Source organism: Variovorax sp. TBS-050B, assembly GCF_029893635.1.
Taxonomy (GTDB): Bacteria; Pseudomonadota; Gammaproteobacteria; order Burkholderiales; family Burkholderiaceae_C; genus Variovorax.
This window is the reverse complement of sequence record NZ_JARXYR010000002.1, coordinates 4,596,128-4,621,922: the sequence shown is the minus strand read 5'-3', so window position 1 is coordinate 4,621,922 and position 25,795 is coordinate 4,596,128. Positions and strand designations below refer to the sequence as shown.

The 25,795-nt window shown below is 69.7% G+C and carries 15 protein-coding genes and 2 pseudogenes; 10 read left to right on the top strand and 7 right to left on the bottom strand.

The genetic code is table 11. The annotated features are described in order from the left end of the window. Nucleotides 1-25: 25 nt before the first annotated feature. Entirely contained in the window at nt 26-1,690 is a 1,665-nt protein-coding gene (locus M2165_RS24510) for an alpha-amylase family protein (protein WP_280817162.1), read from the bottom strand. A 57-nt stretch (nt 1,691-1,747) separates the two neighbouring features. Here M2165_RS24510 and M2165_RS24505 point away from each other — a divergent pair, with 57 nt between their 5' ends. Further along, nucleotides 1,748-3,358: an alpha-amylase family glycosyl hydrolase gene (locus M2165_RS24505; protein ID WP_280817161.1), complete on the top strand. Its 1,611-nt coding sequence runs from the start codon at nt 1,748-1,750 to the stop codon at nt 3,356-3,358. Nucleotides 3,359-3,371: 13 nt separating this feature from the next. Here M2165_RS24505 and M2165_RS24500 read toward each other — a convergent pair. The 5 genes and pseudogenes from M2165_RS24500 to M2165_RS24480 form a co-directional block, all read right to left on the bottom strand. Beyond that, nucleotides 3,372-4,722 (bottom strand): annotated as a pseudogene (locus tag M2165_RS24500) (erythromycin esterase family protein). A 14-nt stretch (nt 4,723-4,736) separates the two neighbouring features. Further along, nucleotides 4,737-5,405 (bottom strand): phosphoribosyltransferase family protein, encoded by a 669-nt coding sequence (locus tag M2165_RS24495; RefSeq protein ID WP_280817160.1) that lies wholly within the window; start codon nt 5,403-5,405, stop codon nt 4,737-4,739. Between the two features lie 102 nt (nt 5,406-5,507). After that, nucleotides 5,508-5,858, bottom strand: coding sequence for a hypothetical protein (locus tag M2165_RS24490; protein WP_280817159.1), 351 nt, complete (start codon nt 5,856-5,858; stop codon nt 5,508-5,510). A 37-nt stretch (nt 5,859-5,895) separates the two neighbouring features. Continuing rightward, nucleotides 5,896-6,333 carry an Hsp20/alpha crystallin family protein gene (locus tag M2165_RS24485; RefSeq protein ID WP_280817158.1) on the bottom strand — a complete coding sequence of 146 codons (438 nt, stop codon included), beginning with the start codon at nt 6,331-6,333 and terminating at the stop codon, nt 5,896-5,898. Between the two features lie 64 nt (nt 6,334-6,397). Continuing rightward, nucleotides 6,398-6,835, bottom strand: a complete 438-nt coding sequence (locus tag M2165_RS24480) for an Hsp20/alpha crystallin family protein (protein WP_280817157.1) — start codon at nt 6,833-6,835, stop codon at nt 6,398-6,400. Between the two features lie 270 nt (nt 6,836-7,105). Between M2165_RS24480 and M2165_RS24475 the strand changes: the two genes are divergently transcribed. The 9 genes and pseudogenes from M2165_RS24475 (at nt 7,106) to M2165_RS24435 (ending at nt 25,327) form a co-directional block, all read left to right on the top strand. Then, nucleotides 7,106-7,462 (top strand): hypothetical protein, encoded by a 357-nt coding sequence (locus M2165_RS24475; protein ID WP_280817156.1) that lies wholly within the window; start codon nt 7,106-7,108, stop codon nt 7,460-7,462. A gap of 99 nt (nt 7,463-7,561) precedes the next feature. Beyond that, nucleotides 7,562-7,882 (top strand): hypothetical protein, encoded by a 321-nt coding sequence (locus M2165_RS24470; RefSeq protein ID WP_280817155.1) that lies wholly within the window; start codon nt 7,562-7,564, stop codon nt 7,880-7,882. 159 nt (nt 7,883-8,041) lie between these two features. Beyond that, nucleotides 8,042-9,937: a 1,4-alpha-glucan branching protein GlgB gene (glgB, locus tag M2165_RS24465; RefSeq protein WP_280817154.1), complete on the top strand. Its 1,896-nt coding sequence runs from the start codon at nt 8,042-8,044 to the stop codon at nt 9,935-9,937. Nucleotides 9,938-9,939: 2 nt separating this feature from the next. Next, nucleotides 9,940-11,989 (top strand): annotated as a pseudogene (locus M2165_RS24460) (alpha-1,4-glucan--maltose-1-phosphate maltosyltransferase). Nucleotides 11,990-12,001: 12 nt separating this feature from the next. Further along, a complete protein-coding gene (treS, locus tag M2165_RS24455; protein ID WP_280817153.1) occupies nt 12,002-15,337 on the top strand; it encodes a maltose alpha-D-glucosyltransferase in 3,336 nt (1,111 codons plus the stop codon). Nucleotides 15,338-15,410: 73 nt separating this feature from the next. Further along, nucleotides 15,411-16,166, top strand: coding sequence for a hypothetical protein (locus M2165_RS24450; protein WP_280817152.1), 756 nt, complete (start codon nt 15,411-15,413; stop codon nt 16,164-16,166). Between the two features lie 62 nt (nt 16,167-16,228). Then, nucleotides 16,229-18,394: a glycogen debranching protein GlgX gene (gene glgX, locus M2165_RS24445; RefSeq protein ID WP_280817151.1), complete on the top strand. Its 2,166-nt coding sequence runs from the start codon at nt 16,229-16,231 to the stop codon at nt 18,392-18,394. Beyond that, nucleotides 18,391-20,247, top strand: a complete 1,857-nt coding sequence (gene treZ / locus M2165_RS24440; protein ID WP_280817150.1) for a malto-oligosyltrehalose trehalohydrolase — start codon at nt 18,391-18,393, stop codon at nt 20,245-20,247. The genes glgX and treZ overlap by 4 nt, the downstream gene beginning before the upstream one ends. Then, the gene (locus M2165_RS24435) at nt 20,240-25,327 is read left to right on the top strand and encodes a malto-oligosyltrehalose synthase (protein ID WP_280817149.1); all 5,088 of its coding nucleotides are present in this window, start codon (nt 20,240-20,242) and stop codon (nt 25,325-25,327) included. Before treZ ends, M2165_RS24435 begins: the two co-directional genes overlap by 8 nt. On the opposite strand, the gene M2165_RS24430 is transcribed toward M2165_RS24435, so the two are convergent. Continuing rightward, nucleotides 25,324-25,662, bottom strand: a complete 339-nt coding sequence (locus M2165_RS24430; RefSeq protein ID WP_280817148.1) for a PRC-barrel domain-containing protein — start codon at nt 25,660-25,662, stop codon at nt 25,324-25,326. The two genes, M2165_RS24435 and M2165_RS24430, sit on opposite strands and share 4 nt — an antisense overlap. Between the last annotated feature and the right edge of the window lie 133 nt (nt 25,663-25,795).

Sequence of the window (25,795 nt, the reverse complement as noted above, 5' to 3'; positions counted from 1 at the left end):
CGCTGTGTTAACAACATCAGGCGGATCACATTTCCTCGCGCTTCAGCAGGTAGTCGAGCGCCCCGATCCGGAACCAGCGGTAGCCGTAGGGTTCGAGCAGGATGCAGTGGCGCCCCTTGGCGTCGGCCCGGCTGTGCGCGTTCGACAGCAGGTTCACGAGCTGCGTGCCGTGCGGGCCCAGCGCCTTGGCGTCGATCTTGATCTCGAACGGGCTGGCCTCGAGGTTGTGGACGAAGGCCACCGCGTTGCCGCGCCATTCGTAACGCATCACGAGCACCGAAGGCTCCGGGTTCGGGATCACCTCGTAGTCGCCCCAGCCGATCTCCGGCACTTCCTTGCGCATGCGGAACACGCGTTCCATCCAGTTGAGCAGCGAATCGGGGTCGCGGCGCTGGGCGGCCACGTTGACGTGCTCGAAACCGTAGGCGCCCCCGGTGATCACCGGGACCACCGGCTTGGAGGAGGTGGTGAAGCCGCCCTGGCGCTCGGTGGACCATTGCATCGGCGTGCGCGCGCAGTTGCGCTCGGGCAGGCTCAGGTCGTCGCCCATGCCGATCTCGTCGCCGTAGCGGATCACCGGCGTGCCGGGCAGCGTGAGCAGCAGGCTGTAGGCGAGTTCGAGCCGGCGGCGGTTGCCGCCGAGCATGGGCGCGAGCCGGCGCCGGATGCCGCGGTCGTAGAGCTGCATGTCCTTGTCGGGCCCGAAGGCCTCGAACACCCGCTGGCGCTGGGCGGGGCGTAGGCGGCCGAGGTCGAGTTCGTCGTGGTTGCGCAGGAACATGCCCCACTGCGAGGTCGGCGGCCGGGCCCGGGTCGCCTCGAGCGCGTTGGCGAGCGGGCGCGCCTTGCCGACGGCGAGGGCATAGAACAGGTGCTGGTTGACCTGGAAGTTGAACATCATGTGCAGCCGTTCGCCTTCCTCGCCGAAGTAGGCCATGTTGGCCCTGGGCAGCACGTTGGCCTCGGCGAGGATGATCGCGTCGCCCTGGCGCCACTGCAGCAGCTCGCGGAACTGGCGCAGCAGGTCGAACTTCTCGGTCGGCCGGATCACCTTCGGCCCCTTCGCGCCGATCACGAAGGGCACCGCGTCCATGCGAAAGCCCGAAACGCCGAGCTGGGTCCAGAAGCCCATGATCTTCAGCACCTCGGCCTGGACCGCGGAGTTGGCGGTGTTCAGGTCGGGCTGGAAGTCGTAGAAGCGGTGGAAGTACCAGCGCCGCGCGAGCTTGTCGAAGGTCCAGGTCGATTTCTGCACGCCCGCAAAGACCACGCCGTCGGTGTAGCGGGGCGGCTTGCGGTCCGACCAGACGTACCAGTCGTGGTATTTTGACTTCCGGCTCTTGCGCGCCTCCTGGAACCACGGATGCTGGTCGGAGGTGTGGTTGACCACCAGGTCCATCAGCACGCGCATGCCGAGCTGCTTGGCCGAGTGCGTGAACTCGACGAAGTCGCCCAGGGTGCCGAAGCGCGGATCGACGTCGTAGAAGTCGGAAACGTCGTAGCCGTCGTCGCGCCGCGGCGAGGGATGGAAGGGCATCAGCCACAGGGTGGTGACACCGAGGCCGTGGAGGTATTCCAGCCGCCGCGTCAGGCCTTCGAAGTCGCCGCAGCCGTCGCCGTTCGAGTCCATGAAGGTCCCGACCGACAGGCAGTACACGACGGCATTCTTGTACCAGAGGTCATTGATCATGCGCTGCGGTCTCCACAGGACGGGCGCCCTCGCAACCACACGAAAGGAGTTTCTTCGATGTCGGCCGATGCATGGTGGAAGAACGGAATCGTCTATCAGATCTATCCGCGTTCGTTCCAGGACAGCGACGGTGATGGCATCGGCGACTTGCGGGGCATCCGGAAGCGGCTCGATTATCTGGTCGACCTCGGCGTGGACGCCGTCTGGATCTCGCCAATCTACCCCTCACCGATGGCCGATTTCGGGTACGACATTTCCGACTACTGCGACGTCGACCCGCGCTTCGGCACGCTGGCCGACTTCGACGCGCTGGCGGCCGAATGCAAGGCGCGCGGCCTGAAGCTGGTGCTCGACTTCGTGCCCAACCACACCTCGGACCGGCACCCGTGGTTCGCAGAGAGCCGCGCCTCGCGCACGAACCCGAAGCGCGACTGGTACCTGTGGCGCGACCCGGCGCCGGACGGCGGTCCGCCGAACAACTGGCTCAGCAACTTCGGCGGGCCGGCATGGACCTTCGACGCAGCCACCGGCCAGTACTACGGCCACTCGTTCCTCAAGGAGCAGCCGGACCTCAACTGGCGCAACCCCGAGGTGCGCGAGGCGATGTACGAGGTGCTGCGCTTCTGGCTGCGGCGCGGCGTCGACGGTTTCCGCGTCGACGTGCTCTACCACCTCGTGAAGGACGCGCAGTTCCGCGACAACCCGCCGAACCCGGCCTTCGCGCCGGGGCAGGATCCTTCGCACCGGCTGCTGCCGCTCTACACCACCGACCGGCCCGAGATGCAGGACATCGTGGTCGAGATGCGGCGCGTGGTCGATGCCTTCAGCACCGCCGACTCGGCGCGCGTGCTGATCGGCGAGCTCTACCTGCCGCTCGAGCGCCTCATGGCCTACTACGGCCTCGATGCCGAGGGGGTGCTGCAGGGCGTGCAGCTGCCCTTCAATTTCCAGCTCATCGCGGCGCCCTGGCATGCGGCGGAGATCGACCGCATTGTGCGCAGCTACGAGGCCGCGCTGCCGCGCGGCGCCGCGCCCAACTGGGTGCTGGGCAACCACGACAAGCCGCGCATCGCCAGCCGCGTGGGACAGGAGCGCGCGCGGCTCGCGGCGATGCTGCTGCTCACGCTGCGCGGCACGCCCACGCTCTACTACGGCGACGAGATCGGCCTCACCGACGTGCCGATCCCGCCCGAGGAAGTGCAGGACCCATTCGAGAAGAACCAGCCGGGCAGGGGGCTCGGCCGCGATCCGCAGCGCACCCCCATGCAGTGGAGCCGGGCGCATGCCGCGGGCTTCACCACCGGCACGCCGTGGCTGCGCCTGGGCGCCGACTGGGGCATGCGCAACGTCGAAGCGCAGCTGGGCGACCCGGCCTCGATGCTCGCGCTCTACCGGCGCCTGATCGCGCTGCGCCGCCACGAGCCCGCGCTGCACGAGGGCGCGCACGAGCAGCTCGACGCGGGCGCGGACGTGCTCGCCTACGCGCGCACTTCGGGCGCGCGGCGGCTCGTGGTGCTGCTGAATTTCGCCACGGCGGACATGCCGATCGCATCGGACCTGCTGCCGCACGCGGCCGTCGTGCTCGCATCGACCCATGCCGACCGCACCGGCACGGTGCGGGGCGATCTGGTGCTGCAGCCGCTCGAGGGCGTGGTGGTCGCGCAGTGATGCCGCGGCGCGCTCACTGGCCCGAGGGATAGGTCTCGGGCACCTCGCCGTCCGGCGCCGCGGCCTCGTCGCGGTCCAGCGGATCGACTGCGCGCGTGGTGTCCACATGCACCAGCGCATCGAACTGCACCGGCAGGCGGGCGAAGAAGTAGTGGCTCTGGCGCTCGGTCTCCGGGCGGTAGATGACGCCGATCGCGCGCTCCAGCCGGGGCTCGCGCAGCGCGGACGCATGGTCGCCGCCGCCACGCAGCGGGAGCATGAAGCGCGCGAGGCCGGTCTCGTGCATCAGGCCCTCGTAGCTGTCGGGCCGCGAGGGCACCACCTCCTTGCGTTCGTGCGGCGCGCCCCAGTCGGAGGCCGCCATCACCGAGCCGGCATGGGTGGTGAAGCCCACGAGCACCGCATCGCGGCCCTGGCGCTCGCGCACCAGCTGGCCGAGGTTGAGTTCGCCGCGCTGCTCGCCCATCTCGGTCGCGCGCGCATCGCCCAGGTGCGAGTTGTGCGCCCACACCACGATCCGCGGGCGCTCGCTGCCGCGCCACAGGTGCCGTTCGATCTCGCCCAGCGTCTCGGCCATGTGGCGGTCGCGCAGGTTCCACGAGGACACGTCGCTCTGGTACATCGAGCGGTAGTAGGCCTCGGCGTTCTTGACCAGGCGCGCGTTCTGCTCGGCGTCGAAGGCGTCTTCCTCGCTGGCCGGGTCGCCCCCGCGCCAGGCCTTGCCGGCCGCATGCCGCATCTCCACCAGCATCTCGACCACTTCCTTGCGGCACGAGGGCGCGTTGCCCAGTCCCGCCATCAGGCCGTAGACCTGGCCGCCGTCGCCGAAGCGGTCGAAGCAGCCGTAGCGCTCGCGCGCGAGCCGTGCCGCTTCGGGATCGGTGCGGTCGAAATAGGCGAGCACGGCCTCGATCGAGGCCAGCAGGCTGTACAGGTCGAGGCCGTAGAAGCCGGTGGGGCCCTGCGGCGGCCCGGCGTCGTTGAAGGCGCGCTGCCACTCGACGAAGCGGGCCACTTCCTCGTTGCGCCACATCCAGGTCGGGAAGCGCCGGAAGCCGGCCAGCGGCCGCGCGCGCATCCGCGTCGTCGCCGATGCCGCGCACGTAGCGGTTCACGCGGTAGGCGTCGGGCCAGTCGCCTTCGATGGCCACCGCGTTGAAGCCCTTCTCGGTGAAGAGCCGCCGCGTGATCGCCGCGCGCTCGGCGTAGAACTCCTGCGTGCCGTGCGAGGCCTCGCCGAGCAGCACGTAGTGCGCATCGCCGACGAGCTCGAGCAGCGCGTCGTGGTCCTTCGCGCTCCCGTCCAGCGGGTGCGCCGCCCGGCGCAGCGCCTCGGCCTCCTGCTGCATCCTCGAGGGCTCCATCGTTCGCGCTCCCCTCAGGCCGAAAGGGCGGCGTGGCGGCTGTCCACGTCCTCCAGCAGTGCGCAGACCTCCTCGTCGCGTGTCTGCGAGAAATCGAGGTACCAGCGGCCCACGCCCAGAAAGGGGTCGGGTGCGTGGACGCAGACCACCTCGTCCGCATCGGCGCGCAGCAGATCGACGGCCTCGGGCGCCGCCACCGGCACCGCCACCACCACGCGGGCCGGCTCCTGCCGGCGCGCCGCGCGCACCGCCACGCGCATGGTCGAGCCGGTCGCCAGCCCGTCGTCCACGAGGATCGCGACGCGGCCGCGCAGCCTGGGCGCCGGCCGGCCGCCGCGGTACACGCGCTCACGCCGTTCGAGTTCGCGCCGCTCGCGTTCGACGACCTCGTCGATGGAGCGGGGGGAGATGCCCAGCTCGCGCACGATCACCTCGTCGAGCCACTGCTCGCCGCCGCTCGCGATCGCGCCCATGGCGTATTCCTCGTTCCACGGAATGCCGAGCTTGCGCACCATCCACAGGTCGAGCGGCGCGCCGAGCGCACGCGCCACCTCGTGCGCCACCGGCGTGCCGCCGCGCGGCAGCGCCAGCACGATCACGTCCGGCCGCTCCGCATGGCCGGCCAGCTTGCGGGCGAGCGCACGCCCGGCGTGCTTGCGGTCACGGAAGAACTCGAAGGCCATGTGCTGCGCGGGGGATGGTGTTGGTCTTCGACCCACCTTATTTTTGGGGCCGCGCGGGTGTTGTAGGGCGATGCGCACATCGGCGTAGGCGGAGGGCTGCCGCTAGGCGCCCGGCCGCCCCGCGCCCAGCCGATGCCGCTCCGCCTCCTTCCACGCATGCACGATCAGCGCGCGCGCCTTCGGATGCTCCGGATCGGTCACCACCCATTCGGGATACGCATGCGGCAGGCTCGCGGCAGTGACGCGGATCGCGTCGAATTCGAGCGGCGACAGCGGTGCCGCCGCCCCCGCGCGGTGCGCGAGCGTCTTCTGCAGGCCTGCCTTCCACGCGTCCGGCAGGTGATCGACGGCCGGCATGAGGGCGAGCGCGATGTGCGCGGCGCGCGGGCTCAGGGCGGCGGCGTCGGCGCGCAGGCGCGCGAGGGACTCGGTGCCGTTCCTCGTCGTCGTCATCGTCGATCGCCTCCGGCGCGGTCGGGCATCGGCGGGCTCAGGCGGTCTGGATCTCGATGCGCTTCGGCTGGGCATGTTCCGCCTTCGGAATGCGCAGCTTGAGCACGCCCTGCGAGAGCTCGGCCGTGATCGCGGCCGTGTCCAGCTCCTTGCTCAGCGTGAACACGCGGCGGAAGCGGGCCAGGCCCACCTCGGTGTGGCTCGACTGCAGGCCCTCGGGCACCGAGATGTCGGACTCGGCGTCGATGGTCAGCGTGTCCGAGGCCACGTGCAGGCCGAGCTTCTCGCGCGAGACGCCCGGCAGGTCGGCATAGAGCGTGATGCCGCCGCTGTCCTCGATCACGTCCACGGGCGGCGTCAGCGCAGCATCGCTGTAGCGCGCGCCGTCCCGGTTGCTGCGCGCGACCTCTCGCTGTTGCTGTTGCTGCGGGTCGGCCACGCGGGACGATGGGGTGGTGCTGGTGGTGGTGTTCATGATGTTCACTCCTTTCTTCCTTCACACGCACTCTTCTTTCTCTTTCGCTCTCGATGGCCCGGCCTCACTGGATGGTGATGCGGCGCGGCTGGGACGAGGCGCGGCGCTGCACGCTGATGTGCAGCACGCCGTCGCGGTACCTGGCGCTGACCGCGTCGGGGTCGGCATCGTCGGGCAGGGTCAGCACCCGGCGGAACGAGCCTTCGAAGCGTTCGTTGATGTGGATCGCCGCCTTCTCATCGGAAGGGGGCAGTGCGTTGCCGCGCTTGCCCGCGATGGTGAGCAGGCCGCGCTCGAGGCTGACCTCGAGGCTGGACGGATCCACGCCGGGCGCGAACGCGTAGATCTCCACGCTCTGCGGCGTGCCGCCGACGTTCAGCGCAGGAAAGCCGTTGCGGCCGAAGCCGCGGATGGTGGGAGACAGATCGAAGGCCTGCTGCATCTCGCGCTGCAGGCGATCCATCTCGGCGAACACGTCGCGCGGGAACAGGGATCGGTACATGGCGAAACCTCCATTCAGAAAAAAGTTGAACCGGAGGCCGGAGGCGTCTCCGGCGCTTCCGTTCTGCGAAATAGGCGCGGCGACCTTTTTTTCAAGAGGGGCTTGCAGCGCCCGCGCGATCGCGCGCATGCTATGGCCGCGCATGGCGCAGCGAAAAAAACCAATCTGCAGACCCCCTTGAAGACCGGGCCCGAAGACCTATTTCGAAGGTCGTCGACAACCCCCTCGGTCAGTCACTCAGTCGTCATTCCAAACCTAAGGAGATTTGTCATGCCGATGGAGCTGCTCAAGCAGATTGCCGCATCCCGCCTTCCCGTGTCGTTCCGCACGCCGAAGGAGATCGACGAGATCCGGATTCTTCGCCAGGCCGGCCTCGTCATCGCCTTCGTGCCCGCGCCGGCCGATCCGCTGAAGCTTGCGGGCGCGGAACCCGCCGCCCAGGTGCTCGCCATCACCGAAAAGGGCCGCGAGGAACTGGCGCGCATCCACTATCCCGGCGAACTGCCGCGTCCTCGCTCGCGCGGCGCGGGGTGGAAGGGCCTGCTCGCACGCGGGCGCTTCGGCCAAAGATTGCAGCAAGTCTTACCCGGCCGTATTTACGATTCGCAAAATTCTCAACGCATGTAGGCCACATCCTTCCTGAACATGCGCGGAAATCCATCCCGCCCGGTGCCTCGTTCCGCGCCCAATCCAGTCGCCATGACAGCGAATCACCAGGAGACACACATGGATTTCGAGGGCATCTACTGCTTCGACACGGCGACCGTCCGGTTCGCCGTCTACCCGGATGGACCCGAGGGGGCGCGGATCATCGCGCAGATCTCGGAGGAGACCTTGCACGACGTGTTCGGCACGCGGAACATCGGCGACCGGCTGCTGGAGACCTGCAAGACGCATTTCGATGCCATCGGCGCCGCTGCGCTGCGCCGTTACCGCGCCAATCCCAACCGGCCGATCGACCTCGGCGTCAGCGACTTCGCGCCGCGCGCCGAGCCGAGGGCCATGGCACCCCGTGCCACCTTCGAGGATGTTTTGATCACAACGTGACATAAATCACGTACCCCCCGCACGGCACGCAAGGGGACGGGCATCTCTCCGACACGGTGCATCGGAATGTTTTTGTAAGTTCCTATACAGGCCGTGTGAAGACCGAGCGCGTGTTCCTTTGAACACCCGGTTCCGGCCCCCTGAAAAGAAAGGAAGCCGGTGCCAGTGACTCAACCGCCTTCAGGCTTCGAAGCGCAGGACGCTTACCTGTTCCGTGAAGGAACGCACGCCCGCCTCTACGACCATCTCGGTTGTCATCTTTCCAGCGAGGGCGGCGCACGCTTCGCGGTGTGGGCACCCAACGCGGAATCGGTGTCGGTCGTCGGCGACTGGAACTACTGGTCCGGCGATGCCGACCCGCTGACGCCAGAACCGGGCGGCACCGGCATCTGGGTCGGCCACGTGCCGCAGGCCGCACCCGGGCAGGCCTACAAGTACCGCATCCGCTCGCGCTTCGGCGGCTACGTGGTCGACAAGGCCGATCCCTTCGCCTTCTGCGCCGAGCTGCCGCCCGCGACCGGCTCCCGCATCTGCGATCTCGCGTACCGGTGGAACGACGCCGAATGGATGGCCACGCGCGCGGCGCGCAACGCGCTCGACGCGCCGATGTCCGTCTACGAAGTGCACCTGGGCTCCTGGCGGCGCCGCGAAGGCCAGTTCATGGGCTACCGCGAGATCGCGCACGAACTCGCGGCCTACGTGAAGCAGATGGGCTTCACGCACGTGGAGCTCATGCCCGTCACCGAGCATCCGTTCTACGGTTCGTGGGGCTACCAGACCACCGGCTACTTCGCGCCCACCTCGCGCTTCGGCTCGCCGCAGGACTTCATGTACCTCGTCGACCATCTGCACCAGGAAGGCATCGGCGTGCTGCTCGACTGGGTGCCCTCGCATTTCCCGACCGACGAGCACGGCCTCGCCTTCTTCGACGGCACGCACCTGTACGAGCACGCGGACCCACGCCAGGGCTTCCATCCCGAGTGGAACTCGAGCATCTTCAACTACGGGCGCACCGAGGTGCGCAGCTTCCTGGTGTCGTCGGGCCTGTTCTGGCTCGACCGCTACCACCTCGACGGCCTGCGCGTGGACGCGGTCGCGTCGATGCTCTACCTCGACTACGCGCGCAAGCACGGCGAATGGATTCCCAACCGCCACGGCGGCCGCGAGAACCTCGAGGCGATCGAATTCCTGCAGACGCTCAACCGCGCCGTCTACCGCGAGCATCCCGACACGCTCACCGTCGCCGAGGAGTCGACCGCATGGCCGCGCGTCTCGCGACCGACCGACATGGACGGCCTGGGCTTCGGCGAGAAGTGGAACATGGGCTGGATGCACGACGTGCTCGCCTACATGAAGGAAGAGCCGATCCACCGCAAGTACCACCATCACAAGCTGACGTTCTCGCTGGTGTACGCCTTCCACGAGAACTTCGTCCTGCCGCTGTCGCACGACGAGGTGGTGCACGGCAAGGGTTCGCTGCTCAACAAGATGCCCGGCGACACCTGGCAGCAGTTCGCGAACCTGCGCGCGCTGTTCGGCTTCATGTGGACGCACCCCGGCAAGAAGCTGCTCTTCATGGGCGGCGAATTCGGCCAGCGGCGCGAGTGGACGCATGACGGCGAACTCGAATGGTGGGTCTGCGGCCTGCAGGACCACGGCGGCCTGCAGCGCCTCGTCGCGCAGCTCAACCGCGTGTACCGCGCCTCGCCCGCGCTCTACCAGCAGGACTTCTCGCCGGCCGGCTTCGAATGGATCGTCGCCGACGACAGCGAGGCCAGCGTGTTCGCGTTCCTGCGCAAGGCGCGCGACGGCGCACCGCCGCTCCTGGTGGTGAGCAACATGACGCCGGTGCCGCGCACCAACTACCTGCTCGGCGTACCGAAGGGCGGCTTCTGGACCGAAGTCATCAACACCGATGCCGTCGAGTTCGGCGGTTCCGGCTGGGGCAACCTCGGCAGCGTCGAGGCGGCGCCCGTGCGGGCCCACGGCCGCAGTCACGCGGTCAGCCTCACGCTGCCGCCGTTGTCCACGCTGATCCTCGAGCACCGCCCATGATGATGAAAAAACTGTTCGCAGCCCCCCAGACTTCCGCCCTCGTGGCCCCCGACATCCAGGACGGCAGCCGGCGCGCCGTGGTCGATGCCGTCCTGCCTTCGGTGGACAACGGCCGCTTCGCGGTCAAGTGCACCATCGGCGAGCGGGTGCACGTCAAGGCGCACTGCTTCACCGACGGCCACGACGTGCTGCGCGCCAACCTCTGCTGGCGCCCCGTCGGGCGTGCCGAGTTCCGCGAAGTGCCGATGACCCCGCTGGTCAACGACGTCTGGGAGGCCAGCTTCGCGCCGCCCGCGATCGGGCGCTACGTCTACACCGTCGTGGCATGGGTCGATCCGTTCGAATCGTGGCGCCACGAGCTCACGCGCCGCGTCGACGTCGAGGACGTGCGCATCGCGCTGCAGGTGGGTGCGCTCGAACTCGCCGCGGCCGCCGAGCGCGCCGAGGGCGCCGACCGGCAGGCGCTCGCGAACTGGGCCACCGAGCTCGATGCCGTGGCCGCGAATCCGGCCTCCGAGGTGACCACGCTCAAGGCGCTCGCGCTCGACGAGGAACTCGCGATGCTCGCGCGCCGCCACCCCGACCGCCGGCACGAGGTGCGCTATCCCGTCGAGCTGCCGCTCGAGGCCGAGCGCGAAAGGGCGCGGTTCAGCACCTGGTACGAGCTGTTCCCGCGCTCGGCGAGCGCGACGCCCGGCGTCCATGGCACTTTCAAGGACGTGGAGGCGCGGCTGCCGGCGATCGCGGCCATGGGCTTCGACGTGCTCTATTTCCCGCCGATCCATCCCATCGGTCGGATGCAGCGCAAGGGGCCGAACAACACGCTGGTCGCGGGCCCCGACGACGTCGGCAGCCCGTGGGCCATCGGCGCCGCCGAGGGCGGCCACAAGTCGATCCTGCCGGCGCTCGGCACGCCCGAGGACTTCCGCCACCTGCGTGACCAGGCCGCTTCGCACGGCATCGAGCTCGCGCTCGACATCGCCTTCCAGTGCGCGCCCGACCATCCGTACGTGAAGGCGCATCCTGACTGGTTCCGCTGGCGTCCCGACGGCAGCGTGCAGTACGCCGAGAATCCGCCCAAGAAGTACCAGGACATCTATCCCTTCAACTTCGAGAGCGAGGACTGGCGCGGCCTCTGGGCCGAGCTGCGCAGCGTCATCGAGCACTGGATCGGGGAGGGCGTGCGCATCTTCCGCGTCGACAACCCGCACACCAAGGCCTTCCCGTTCTGGGAGTGGGTGATCGGCGAGATCCGGCGCGAGAAACCCGAGGTCATCTTCCTTGCCGAGGCCTTCACGCGGCCCAAGGTGATGCATCGGCTCGCGAAGCTGGGCTTCTCGCAGTCGTACACCTACTTCACCTGGCGCAACACCAAGCAGGAGCTGATCGAATACTTCACCGAGCTGTCCACCGCGCCCGGCGTCGACTACTTCCGGCCCAACGTCTGGCCCAACACGCCCGACATCCTGCACGAGCAACTGCAGGGCGGCGAGACCTCGGTCTACATGGCGCGGCTGGTGCTCGCCGCCACGCTGGCGGCCAACTACGGCATCTACGGTCCGGCCTTCGAACTGCGCGAGCACACGCCGCGCGAACCCGGCAGCGAGGAGTACCGCGACTCCGAGAAGTACCAGCTGCGGCACTGGAACCATGACGATCCTTCGAGCCTCGCGCCCTTCATCGCGCGCGTGAACCGCATCCGGCGCGAGAACCCGGCGCTGCAGTGGGACCGCAGCCTGCGCTTCCTGCCGGTCGAGAACGACCAGCTGCTCGCCTACGCCAAGGCCTCGGAAGGCGGGGAGAACGTGATCGTCACCGTGGTCAACCTCGATCCGCACAACGTGCAGTCGGGCTGGATCGGCCTCGACCCGAAGAGCGTGGGCGTCGAGCCCGGGCGCGAGTTCCAGATGCACGACCTGCTGAGCGGCCAGCGCTTCACCTGGCAGGGCGAGTGGCACTACGTGCGGCTCGACCCGCACAGCGTGACCCGCGCACATCTTCGTGGTGCGGCGCCGCCAGAGCGACGAACGCGATTTCGACTACTTTCTGTGAGGGCGCAAGAAGATGAACGCACCTGTCTCCCACATTGCGCTTGAAACGGTCGAGATCGACACCAGCGACGATCCGCTCTGGTACCGCGACGCGGTGATCTACCAGCTCAACGTCAAGGCCTTCTTCGACACCAACAACGACGGCTTCGGCGACTTCAAGGGCGTGACCGCCAAGCTCGACTACGTCAAGGAGCTCGGCGTCAACACCATCTGGCTGATGCCGTTCTACCCCTCGCCGCTGCGCGACGACGGCTACGACATCTCGGCCTACGAGGACGTGAACCCGCAGTACGGCACGGTCGAGGATTTCCGCGAGATGCTCGACGAGGCGCACAAGCGCGGGCTGCGCGTGATCACCGAGCTGGTCATCAACCACACCTCGAGCGACCACCCCTGGTTCCAGGCCGCGCGCAACGCGCCGCCCGGTTCGCCCGAGCGCGACTTCTACGTCTGGAGCGACACCGACCAGATCTACCAGGGCACGCGGATCATCTTCACCGACACCGAGACCTCGAACTGGGCCTGGGACCCGGTGGCCAAGGCCTACTACTGGCACCGCTTCTTCAGCCACCAGCCCGACCTCAACTTCGACAACCCGGCGGTGCTCGAAGCCATCTTCAAGGTGATGCGCTTCTGGCTCGACATGGGCGTGGACGGCTTCCGGCTCGACGCCATTCCGTACCTCGTGGAACGCGACGGCACGAGCAACGAGAACCTGCCCGAGACCCATGCGGTGATCAAGAAGCTGCGCGCCGCGATCGACGCGCAGTACAAGAACCGCTTCCTGCTCGCCGAGGCCAACATGTGGCCCGAGGACGTGCGCGAATACTTCGGCGACGGCGACGAGTGCCACATGGCCTACCACTTCCCGCTGATGCCGCGCATGTACATGGCGATCGCGCAGGAAGACCGGCATCCGATCGTCGAGATCATGCAGCAGACGCCCGACATCCCCGAGGGCTGCCAGTGGGCCATCTTCCTGCGCAACCACGACGAGCTCACGCTCGAGATGGTGACCAGCAAGGAGCGCGACTACATGTACAACATGTACGCGGCCGACATGCGCGCGCGCATTAACCTCGGCATCCGCCGCCGCCTCGCGCCGCTGATGGAGAACGACATCGACCGCGTGAAGCTCATGAACGCGATGCTGCTGTCGATGCCGGGCTCGCCGATCATCTACTACGGCGACGAGATCGGCATGGGCGACAACGTGTTCGTGGGCGACCGCAACGGCGTGCGCACGCCGATGCAGTGGAGCCCCGACCGCAACGCCGGCTTCTCGCGCGCCGATCCGCAGCGGCTCTACCTGCAGCCGATCATGGACCCGATGTACGGCTACGAGGCGCTCAACGTCGAAGCCCAGGCACGCGACAGCAGCTCGCTGCTCAACTGGACCAAGCGCATGCTCGCCGTGCGCAAGACCAGCCATGCCTTCGGCCGCGGCAAGCGGCGCTTCCTGAAGCCCGGCAACCGCAAGATCCTCGCCTACCTGACCGAGTACGGCGACGACATCATCCTCGCGGTGTTCAACCTCTCGCGCGCGGCGCAGCCGGTCGAACTCGATCTCTCGGAGTTCAAGGGCCGGGTGCCGATCGAGATGCTCGGCCGCGCGGCGTTCCCGCCGATCGGCGAGCTGCCGTACCTGCTCACCCTGGCCTCGTACGGTTTCTACTGGTTCCGGCTCACGTCCGATGCCGAGATGCCGAGCTGGCACCAGGAGGGCGTGGCGCTGCAGGAGTGGCCCACGCTGGTGCTGTTCGACGGCTGGACCAGCTTCTTCCGCGACCGCGTGATGCCCTGGCGCATCGGCATGTCGGAGCGCATGCGCAACCAGTTCGAGCTCGAGGTCCTGCCGCGCCACATCGAGATCCAGCGCTGGTATGCCTCCAAGGGCACGCCGATCGCGCGCGCCCGCCTCGCCGATCAGGCGATCTGGGAAGCCGGCGGGCTGAGCTGGATGCTGCCGCTGCTCGAACTCGACGGGCCCTCCGGCGGCGCCACCTACTTCATGCCGCTCGCGCTGGCCTGGGAGGAGCGCGACGAGGAGCGCATGGCCGGCGTGGCACAAGCCGCGCTCGCCAAGGTGCGCCAGCAGGCGCAGGTCGGTCTCATGGGCGACGCCTTCTACGACGAGGCCTTCTGCCGCGCGCTGGTGCAGGCCATCCGCGACGGCATGGAGCTGCCCACCGCCAACGGCAGCCTGCGCTTCCGGCCGACCTCCGCCTTCGCGGGCATCCGGGCCGACATCGCGGCCCTGCCGGTGGGACGCCCGAGCGGCGTGAGCAGCAACACGGTGCTCACGCTCGACGAGACCCTGTTCCTCAAGGGCTACCGCAACCTGCGCGAGGGCCTCAACCCCGAACTCGAGATGGGCCGCTTCCTGACCGAGGTCGCCAAGTACCCGGCCTGCGTGCCGGTGCTCGGGGCGCTCGAGTACATCGGCAAGGACGGCCGCACGATGACGCTCGCGATGGTGCAGGGCTACGTGCCGAACCAGGGCGACGGCTGGGACCACACGCTCGACTACCTCGACCGCTTCCTGCGCGACGTGGCGACCACCGCCGGGCCGCTGCCCGATCCGCTCGCGGCGCACGGCGGCTTCCTCGCGCTCATGACCGTGCTGGGCCAGCGCACCGCCGAGCTGCACAACGCGCTCGCGATGCGCACCGGCGCCGCGGCCTTCGAGCCCGAGGTGCTGCTGCCGGAGGACGTCGCACGCTACACGGCGCAGGCGGGAAGCGACGTTGCCGCCACGCTCGCGCTGCTGCGCGAGCGGCTCGCCCAGCTGCCCGCGCCGGTGCAGGCCGATGCGCAGACGCTGCTGTCGATGGAGCGCGCGCTGCAGGCCCTGATCGCCGCACGGCGGCCGCGGACGCAGGGCGCCCTCAAGACCCGCTACCACGGCGACTTCCACCTCGGCCAGGTGCTGGTGAAGGACAACGACTTCGTGATCATCGACTTCGAGGGCGAGCCCGCGCGCAGCTTCGACGAGCGGCGCGCCAAGGGATCGCCGCTGCGCGACGTCGCGGGCATGCTGCGCTCCTTCAACTACGCGCGCTGGTCCGCGCTGCGCCGCGTGGCACAGAGCATCGAGGAGGCGGCCTACCTCGCGCCGGCGGCCGCGGCCTGGGAGCAGGCCACGCGGCAGGCCTTCATGGACGGCTATGCGCAGGCGCTCGCGCAGGAGGGCGGCGCCGGGCAGCCGCTCGACGCCGAGCTGCTGGCCCTGTTCGAGCTCGAGAAGGCGCTCTACGAGCTGCGCTACGAGCTCAACAACCGCACCGACTGGGCGCAGGTGCCGCTCAACGGCGTGCTCGCGATGCTGCCGCCGGAGCGGGCCGCCTGATGCCCGCCCGCGCCTCGTCGCCGCGCCCGCCGCATTCCTTCGCAACCACCGCCGCCACCCCCGGGAGAAACACATGGACCGCTTCGGCATTCACCTCGAACCCCTGAACGCAATGCTTTTCCAGATCGGCGCCTTCGTGCCCAGGCTCGCCATCGCGCTCGTGGTGGTGCTGGCCGGCTGGCTGATCGCCAAGACCGTGCGCTTCGCGGTCACGCGGGGGCTGCGCGCGATCAACTTCAACGTGCTGACCGAGCGCGCGGGCCTCGACAACTTCCTGCGCCAGGGCGGCTGGTCCGGCGACACCAGCAGCCTGATCGGCGTGATGGCCTACTGGCTCGTGATCCTCGCGGCGCTGCTCATGGCCTTCAACGGGCTCGGCCTGAGCTACATCGCCGACCTGCTCGGCCGCGTCGTGTGGTTCGTGCCGAACCTCTTCGTCGCGCTGCTGGTGCTCGCCTTCGGCTCGTACTTCGCGCGCTTCGTCGGCGAAGCCGTGTCGAGCTACCTGCGCGGCGTGGAGATGCGCGATGCGGTGCTGCTCGGGCGCATCGCGCGCTATGCGGTCATGGCCTTCGTGATCCTGATCGCGCTGGACCAGGTGAAGGTGGGCGGCGACATCGTGCGCGAGAGCTTCCTGGTGGTGCTCGCGGGCATCGTGTTCGCGCTCGCGCTGGCCTTCGGCCTCGCCGGCAAGGACTGGGCCGCGGCGCAGATCGAACGCTGGTGGCCGCGCCTGCCGGACGCCGACGGCAGCCGCACCGGCACGACCGGCATCGATGCCGGCGTACCGCGCAAGCCCGCCTCGCCCGGCGAGCGCCCGCCGCGCTGAGCCGTGGGGCCCGTGCTTCCTCCTTTCGTGCCTTCCTTCTTTCTTCCGTCGACAGCAACTTGATGACACGCAGCAGCAAAGGCAATCCGATCACGGCCGTCTGGCCGGGGCGACCTTATCCGCGAGGCGCCACCTGGGACGGGGAGGGTGTCAATTTCGCGCTCTTTTCACAGCACGCGCAGGGCGTGGAACTCTGTCTCTTCGACGAGAAGGGCCGCCACGAGGTCCAGCGCATCCCGGTCCGGGAGCGCACCGACGGCGTGTGGCACTGCTACCTGCCCGAGGCCCGGCCGGGCCTCGCCTACGGCTACCGGGTCCATGGCCCGTACAAGCCCGAGGAAGGCCATCGCTTCAATCCGCACAAGCTCTTGGTCGATCCCTACACCAAGGACCTGGTCGGCGAGCTGCGCTGGGGCGATGCGCTCTACGGCTACACCGTCGGCAGCAAGCGCGAAGACCTGTCCTTCGACCGCCGCGACAGCGCGCCGCTGATGCCCAAGGGCCGCGTGCTCGAGACCGCCTTCACCTGGGGCGACGACCGCCGGCCGTCGGTGCCGTGGCAGAACATGGTGATCTACGAGATGCACGTGCGCGGCTTCACGATGCGCCATCCCGAGGTGCCGACCGCGCTGCGCGGCACCTACGGCGGCCTCTGCTGCGCGCCCGTGGTCGACTACCTCAAGCGGCTCGGCGTCACCACCGTCGAGCTGCTGCCGGTGCACAGTTTCCTCAACGACCGGCACCTGGCCGAGAAGGGGCTGCAGAACTACTGGGGCTACAACTCGCTCGCCTACTTCGCGCCCGAAACGCGCTACAGCGCCTCGGGCAAGGTGAAGGAGTTCAAGACCATGGTCAAGACCCTGCACTCGGCGGGCATCGAGGTGATCCTTGACGTGGTCTACAACCACACCTGCGAGGGCAACCAGCTCGGTCCCACGCTGTCGATGCGGGGCGTGGACAACGCTTCCTACTACATGGTCAATGCCGAGAACCGCCGCTACTACGACGACTTCACCGGCTGCGGCAACACCGTGAATCTCGAGCATCCGCGCGCGCTCCAGCTCGTGATGGATTCGCTGCGCTACTGGGTCGAGGAAATGCACGTCGACGGCTTCCGCTTCGACCTCGCCTCGGCACTGGCGCGCGAATCCGGCAAGGTCGAGAACCTCGGCGGCTTCTTCGACGCGATCCGCCAGGACCCGACGCTCAACGGCGTGAAGCTGATCGCCGAGCCCTGGGACCTGGGCCACGGCGGCTACCAGGTCGGCAACTTCCCGGCCGGCTGGGCCGAGTGGAACGACCAGTACCGCGACGGCATGCGCGGCTTCTGGAAGGGCGACGGCGGACTGATCGGCGAGGTCGGCAAGCGCCTCTCCGGCTCGGAAGACATCTACGGATGGTCGGGCAAGCGGCCCACCGCCAGCATCAACTTCATCACCGCGCACGACGGCTTCACGCTCAACGACCTCGTCTCCTACAACGACAAGCACAACGAGGCCAACGGCGAGGGCAACCGCGACGGCCACAGCCACAACATCTCCTGGAACTGCGGCGCCGAGGGGCCGACCGACGATCCCGAGATCAAGGCGCTGCGCGAGCGCCAGAAGCGCAACCTGCTCGCCACGCTGCTGCTGTCGCAGGGCGTGCCGATGCTGCTGGCCGGCGACGAGCGTGGCCACACGCAGAACGGCAACAACAACGCCTACTGCCAGGACAACCCGCTCAGCTGGCTCGACTGGACGCCCACGCCCGAGCGGCAGGCGCTGATCACCTTCGTGGAGCGGGTCATCGCGCTGCGGCGCGCCCATCCGTCGTTCCGCCGCCGCAGCTTCTTCGCGGGCGGCCCGGGGGAGACGGAGAGCGTGACCGACGTCGTCTGGCTGCGGCCCGACGGCGCCGAGATGCGGCCCGAGGACTGGAGCGACGCCCACGCGCGCTGCTTCGCGATGTTCATCTCGGGCGGCGGCATCGCCGACCGCGGACCGCGCGGCGAGACGCTGCACGACGACGACTTCCTGGTGCTGTTCAACGCGCACCACGACGAGATTCCGTTCACGCTGCCGAGCTCGACCTATGGCGCCTGGCGCCTGCTGCTCGACACCGCGAGCGGCACCCCGCCACCCCCCACCGAGGACATGGCCGCGCTCGCGCCGGCCTGGTCCGAACCTGCCTACCCCTTGCAGTGCCGCTCGCTCGCGGTGCTGAGCCGACCGGACGTCCGACCATGAAGCGCATCCACTCCATGCCCTTTGGCGCTACCCCGCATGCCGGCGGCGTCGACTTCGCGCTCTGGGCGCCCTCGGCCGAAGGCATCGCGCTGGTGCACACGCCCGCCGGCGGCGCGGCCGCCACGCATCCGCTGGCGCGCGGCGCCGACGGATGGCACCGCCTCACGCTCGCGCACGCACGCCCCGGCGAGCGCTACGCCTTCCGCCTCGCCGACGGCACCACGCTGCCCGACCCGGCCTCGCGCTTCAATCCCGAGGACGTGCACGGCCCGAGCGAGATCGTCGATCCCGGGCAGTTCGAATGGAACGACGGCGACTGGCGCGGCCGCCCCTGGCACGAAGCCGTGGTCTACGAGCTGCACATCGGCACCTTCACCGACGAGGGCACGTTCAGCGCGGCACGCGAGCGCCTGGCCGAACTCGCCGAGCTCGGCGTCACCGCGATCGAACTCATGCCGCTCGCGGACTTTCCGGGCGCGCGCAACTGGGGCTACGACGGCGTGCTGCAGTTCGCGCCCGACGCGAGCTACGGCACGCCGGACGAGCTCAAGGCGCTGGTCGCCGCGGCGCACGGCCTTGGCCTGATGGTGCTCGTCGACGTGGTCTACAACCACTTCGGTCCCGAAGGCAACTACCTGCATGCGTACTGCCCCGAGTTCTTCAACACGGCCGAACGCACGCCCTGGGGCGCGGCGATCAACTTCGACGGTCCGGGCGCGCGCACCGTGCGCGACTTCTTCATCCACAACGCGCTCTACTGGATCGAGGAGTTCCACTTCGACGGCCTGCGCATGGACGCGATCCACGCCATCCGCGACGCTTCGCCCACGCACATCGTCGCGGAGATCCGCGCGGCGCTCGACGCCGGCCCCGCGCGCGGGCGGCAGGTGCACCTGGTGCTCGAGAACGACGCCAACCAGGCCGCGCTGCTCGCACGGGGCAAGGACGGTCGGCCGGTGGCCGGCACCGCGCAATGGAACGACGACCTGCACCATGCGGCGCACGTGCTCGCCACCGGCGAGCGCGACGGCTACTACGTCGACTTCGCCGACGATCCGGCCGCGGGATTCGCGCGCGCGCTCGCCGAAGGTTTCATCTACCAGGGCCAGCCCTCGCCGTTCCGCGACGGCGAGCGGCGCGGCGAGCCGAGCACGCAATTGCCCCCGACCGCCTTCGTCTCGTACCTGCAGACGCACGACCAGGTCGGCAACCGCGCCTTCGGCGAGCGCATTCACGCCTTCGCCGACCCGGTGCTGCTGCGCGCGGCCTTCGCCTGCCTGCTGCTGTCGCCGCACGTGCCGATGCTCTTCATGGGCGACGAGTTCGCCGCCTCCTCGCCGTTCCTGTTCTTCTGCGACTTCGGGCCGGAACTCGCGACCGCGGTGGCCGAAGGGCGGCGCGCGGAGTTCAGCGGCTTCGCCGCGTTCGCCCACGAGGCCGAGCGCGCGCGCATTCCCGATCCCAATGCGGAGCAGACCTTCCTGGCCTCGAAGCTGCGCTGGCGCGAGCGCGGCGCACAGCCGCATTTCGCGCGGCTGTGCGAGATGCAGAAGCTGCTCGAGACGCGGCACCGGCTGCTGGTGCCGCACTTCGCTGGCGCGCGCGGCGCGGGCAGCCATCGCTGCAAGGACGGCATTGTGCAGATCCACTGGGAATTCCAGGGCGAGGGCGCATCGGCCCCCGCGAGGCGCCTCCACCTCGTCGCGCATCTCGGCGCGCAGGCCTCGGCGCGGGCCGAGGCCCCGCCCGGCGAGGTGATCCACAGCATGGGCACGCATGCCGACGGCGCGGGCGGCCTGCAGCTCGAGCGCGGCGCGGTGCATGCCACCCTGGAGGACATCACCGGTGCATGATTCGGATCCACGCGCGCAGGCCGCGCTCGAACGCCTGTGCCGGCACTACGGCATCTCCGCCGCCTACCACGATGCGTTCGGCACGCACCGCGCGGCCTCGGCCGAGAACCTTGCAGCCCTGCTGGCCGAGTTCGGCGTCTCGGGCGACCTCGCCGCCGCGGCCGACGCACTCGACGATGCCGCCTCGGGCGGCTCGTCGCTGCCGGCGATGCCGCCCGTGCAGGTGCTCGCGGCCGATGCGCCGCACGGCCGCGTGCTGCTGCCCTCGCAGGCGGCCGGCAGGCGGCGCTGGCGGCTGCGCGACGAAGCCGGCCGCGAACAGCAGGGCGAGGCCGAGGCGCAGCCCGCGCACGAGGGCGGCTGCGCGCTGCACCTCGCGCCCCCGCTCGCGGCGGGCTACCACTGGCTGCAGATCGACGGCCTCGCGGGCGAGACGCTGGTCATCGCCTCGCCGGGCCGCTGCTACCGGCCGCATGCGGTGCGCGACGGCGGCCGCGTCTGGGGGCCGGCGGTCCAGCTCTATGCGCTGCGCTCGGCGCGCAACTGGGGCATGGGCGATTTCGGCGACCTCGAGGTCCTGATCGACGGCATGGCGGAACAGGGCGCCGACGTGATCGGCCTGAACCCGCTGCATGCGCTGTTCCCGACCGAACCCCGGCACGCGAGTCCCTACAGCCCCTCCTCGCGGCAGTGGATCAACGTGCTCTACATCGACGTCGAGGCGGTCGACGACTTCGCCGCCTGCGAGCCTGCGCGTGCGCTGGTCGCGTCGCCGGGCTTCCAGGCCCGTCTTGCGGCGCTGCGCGCGGCGCCGCTGGTCGACCATGCCGGCGTCGCGGCCGCGAAGGCCGAGGTGCTGGAACTGCTGTTCGAGCACTTCCGAACGCGGCATCTCACGGCGGTCGGCGAAGCGGCCGATGCGCGCGGCGAAGCCTTCCTGACCTTCGTTGCGGCGAAGGGCGAGGCGCTGCGCCGGCATGCGCTGTTCGAGGCGCTGCAGGCGCATTTCGCCGCGGCCGATCCGGACTGCTGGGGCTGGCTGGCCTGGCCCGAGGCCTATCGGCGCCTCGATGCGCCCGAGGTGCGCGTCTTCGAAGCCCGGCATGCGCAGCGGGTGCGCTACCACCAGTACCTGCAATGGATTGCCGAGGATCAGCTCGCACGCGCGGGCGCACGCTGCGAGGCGCGCGGCATGGGCATCGGCCTCTACCTCGACCTCGCGGTCTCGGTGGACCGCGGCGGCTCCGACGCCTGGACCGCGCAGGACTGCTATGCCGTCGGCGCGAGCATCGGCGCGCCGCCCGACGAGTTCAATCCCGCGGGCCAGAACTGGGGGCTGCCGCCGCTGCGGCCGGACCGGCTGCGGCTGCATCACCATGCGCCCTTCATCCAGATGCTGCGCGCCAACATGCGGCATGCGGGTGCCTTGCGCATCGACCATGCGATGGGACTGATGCGCCTGTTCTGGATTCCGCCCGACCGCAGGCCGCACGACGGCGCCTACGTGCGCTATCCCGTCGAGGAACTGCTCGCGATCGTCGCGGTCGAGAGCCACCGCCAGCGCTGCCTGGTGGTCGGCGAAGACCTCGGCACCGTCGAGGACGCGATGCGCCACGCGCTCGCCGCCGCCGACGTGCTGTCGTACCGGCTGCTCTATTTCGAGAAGCAGGGCGGCGGTTTCAGGCCGCCCGCGGACTATCCGCCGGCCGCGCTCGTCGCCGTGAGCACGCACGACCTCGCCACGCTGGCGGGCTGGTGGGCCGGCCACGATCTGCGGCTGCGGCTGTCGCTCGGCCTCTTCCCCGATCCGAAGGTGTTCGATGCGCAACTGCTCGACCGCGCGCAGGAGCGCGTTCGCCTGGTGCTCGCGGTGCGCGACGCCGGACTGCTCGCGCCCGACGAGGCCGCGCAGGCGCTGTCGCAGCCGCTGCCGTCGCAACGCGTGATGCAGGCGGTCCATGCCTTCCTGGCCGCCGCGCCCGCGGCGCTGATGGTGTTCCAGCTCGAAGACGTGGCGGGCGAGGTGGAGCAGGCCAACATGCCGGGCACCATCGACACCCATCCCAACTGGCGCCGCAAGCTGCCGCAGAGCGTGCAGTCGCTCGTCGCCGGCGAAGCGATGCAGGGTCTGGCCGAAGGGCTGCGCGCGGCGCGCCCGCGGCCGGCCGTGGTCGGCGAGCCCGTGCCGGTGCCGGTGCAGCAGGCCCGCGTGCCGCGCGCCACCTACCGGCTGCAGTTCCACAAGGACTTCGGCTTCGACGACGCGATCCGCGTGCTGCCCTACCTGGCGCAGCTCGGCGTGAGCCACGTCTATTGCTCGCCGATCCAGCGCGCCCGCGCGGGCAGCACGCACGGCTACGACGTGGTGGCCCATGCCGAGGTCAATCCCGAACTCGGCGGCGCCGAGGGCTTCGCGCGCTTCGTCGCGGCGCTGCGCGCGAACGGGCTCGGGCAGTTGCTCGACCTCGTGCCCAACCACATGGGCGTGCTCGGCGCCGACAACGCCTGGTGGATGGACGTGCTCGAGCATGGTCCGGCCTCGCGCTTCGCGCAGCATTTCGACATCGACTGGCATCCGCTCAACCCGGAGCTCGCGGGCAAGGTGCTGCTGCCGGTGCTGGGCGGGCACTACGGCGAGGTGCTGGAGAACGGCGAACTCGTGCTGCATTTCGAGCCCGAGCAGGGCAGCTTCGCGCTGCGCTATTTCGACCACCGCTTTCCGCTCGCGCCCAAGAGCTATCCCGCCGTGCTCGAACGCGCGGTGCCGCACCTGAAGGAGCCGGCGCTCGCGGCCGAGCTCGCGAGCCTGTCGACCTCGTTCGGCCATCTGCCGCCGCGCGAGGCGGTGACGCCGGCGCAGCGCGACGAACGCATGCGCGACCATGTGCTGTTCAAGGCCCGGCTCGCGCGGCTGGCCGCGGCGCATCCCGCCGTCGTGCGCGCGGTGGCCGCGGCCGTGGCCGAACTCAACCTGCCCTCCAAGGAGGCGCGCGACGAGCTGGACCGCCTGATCGAGGTGCAGGCCTACCGGCTCGCCTACTGGCGCGTCGCCTCGGACGAGATCAACTACCGCCGCTTCTTCGACATCAACGAACTCGCGGCGGTGCGCATGGAACGCGAGGAGGTCTTCGAGGCCACCCAGTCCTTCGCGCTCGAGCTCACGGCCGCGGGCGTGGTGGACGGCCTGCGCATCGACCACCCCGACGGCCTGTACGATCCCGCGCGCTACTTCCGGCAGCTGCAGGAAGGCCATGCGCGGCGCGCCGGCTTCGTGCTGCCGCCCGCGGACGCCGAGGGCCGGCCCGCGCGGCCGCTCTACGTGGTGGCCGAGAAGATCGCCGCGGCCGACGAAGAGGTGCCGCTCGAATGGCATGTGCACGGCACCACCGGCTACCGCTTCGCCAACGTGGCGAACGGCGTGCTGCTCGACACCGGCGCGGCCGATGCGCTGCGCGACGTCTGGCACGCCTTCACGCGCGACCCGCGGGATTTCGACACCATCGCGCGCACCGGCAAGCAGGAGGTGATGCGCAGCGCGCTGTCCTCGGAGCTCAACGTGCTCTCGACCGAGCTGCTGCGCATCGCGCGCGCCGACCGCAGCACGCGCGACTTCACGCTCAATGCGCTGCGCCGCGCGCTGGCGGCGGTGGCGGCCTGCATGCCGGTCTACCGCACCTACGTGATCGAGGCACCCTCGGCGCAGGACGCGCACTTCATCGATGCCGCCACGCGCGAGGCCGAGCGGCAGAGCCAGGACACGGACCGCTCGGTGTTCGGCTTCGTGCGGCGCGCGCTGCGCGGCGAGGCGGTGCCCGGCGCGCCGGCCGCGCTGGCCGTGCGCGTGCGCCGCTTCGCGATGCGCTTCCAGCAGTTCAGCGCGCCGGTGGCGGCCAAGGGCGTGGAGGACACGGCCTTCTACCGCTACTTCCCGCTCAGCGCGCTCAACGAGGTGGGCGGCGAGCCGGATCATTTCGGCTTCGACGTCGACGAGTTCCATGCGCTCAGCGCCGACCGCGCGCGCCACTGGCCGCACACGATGCTCGCGACCTCGACGCACGACAACAAGCGTTCCGAGGAAGTCCGCAACCGCATCGACGTGCTCTCGGAAATGCCCGACGAGTGGCGCGACGCGCTGGTGCGCTGGCATGCGCGCCGCGGCGACGAAGCCGAAGGGCCTTCGCGCGCCGACGCCTACCTGCTCTACCAGACGCTGCTCGGCACGCTGCCCTTCGGCGGGCTCGATGCCGAGGCCGCGCCGGCGTACGCCGAGCGCATCCAGCAGTACATGCGCAAGGCGGCGCGCGAGTCCAAGGTGCGCACGCGCTGGACGCAGCCCGACGAGGCCTACGAGGCCGCGCTCGAGGCGCTGGTGAACGGCATCCTCGGCGACCGCGACGAGGACGGCTGCCTCGCCGACATCCAGCGCATGGCCGACCGGCTGTCGTGGTTCGGCGCCTGGAACGGCCTCACGCTCACGCTGCTGAAGTACGGCTCGCCCGGCGTGCCCGATCTCTACCAGGGCAGCGAGCTGATCGACCTGAGCCTGGTCGATCCCGACAACCGGCGGCCGGTCGATTACGCGCTGCGCAGCGAGCGGCTGGCCGCGCTGCAGGCGGCTGCCGGTGCGCCCGATGCCGCGGCGCGGCTGCAGGCACTCGCCGCGGCGCCGCACGACGGCAGCGCCAAGCTCTGGTTCATCTGGCGCATGCTCTCGCTGCGGCGCGACGATCCGGCGCTGTTCCGCGACGGCGGCTACGAAGGACTCGCGGTCGAAGGGCCGCTCGCGCGCCATGTGGTGGCGTTCGCGCGGCGGCACGAAGGGCGCATGCTGATCGTGCTGGCGGGGCGGCTGTTCACCGGCATCGCGCGGGCCGGCGCGGACGGCGTGCCGAAGCTGCCCGAGGGCAGCGCCTGGCGCGGCACCACGCTGCGGCTGCCCGCGGGGCTCGAAGGTGCGGTGCTGGAGAACGTGCTGACCGGCGAAACGCTCCGGACCGAGGCTCAGCTTCTTTCGCTGGACCAGGCGCTGTCGCGCATGCCGTGGGCCGCCTTCAGTCTGACCGCGCCCGCAAGCGCTTAGAGCCCGTAGTACTTGTCGACGGTGCCCTTGTACGTGTCGTCGTACTCGGGCACGCGGTCGCTCGCATAGCGCGGTGCGCCCTCGATCTGCGCCTTGTCGAGCGGCACCACGTAGCCGTCCTGCGCGGTGTCGTACTTGAGCATCGACCACGGGATCGGATAGCGGTCGGTGCCCATGCCGAGGAAGCCGCCGAACTCCATCACGGCATAGCAGACCTGGCCCGAGACCTTGTCGATCATGATCTCGTCGATGGTGCCGAGCTTGTCGCCGGCGGCGTTGTAGACCGACGTGCCTTCGACACGGTCGGAAGAAATGACCGGATTGGCGCTTGTCATGGATGTGTCTCCCACCGGCATCTCTGGGGAACGCCGGCGTCGATTTCAGTGCCCAGGATGACCACTCTGTGCGCGGAAAATTCCGCACCCATCGGCCGGCGGACCGTCGTGTTGTAGGAGGCTGTCGGCGCGC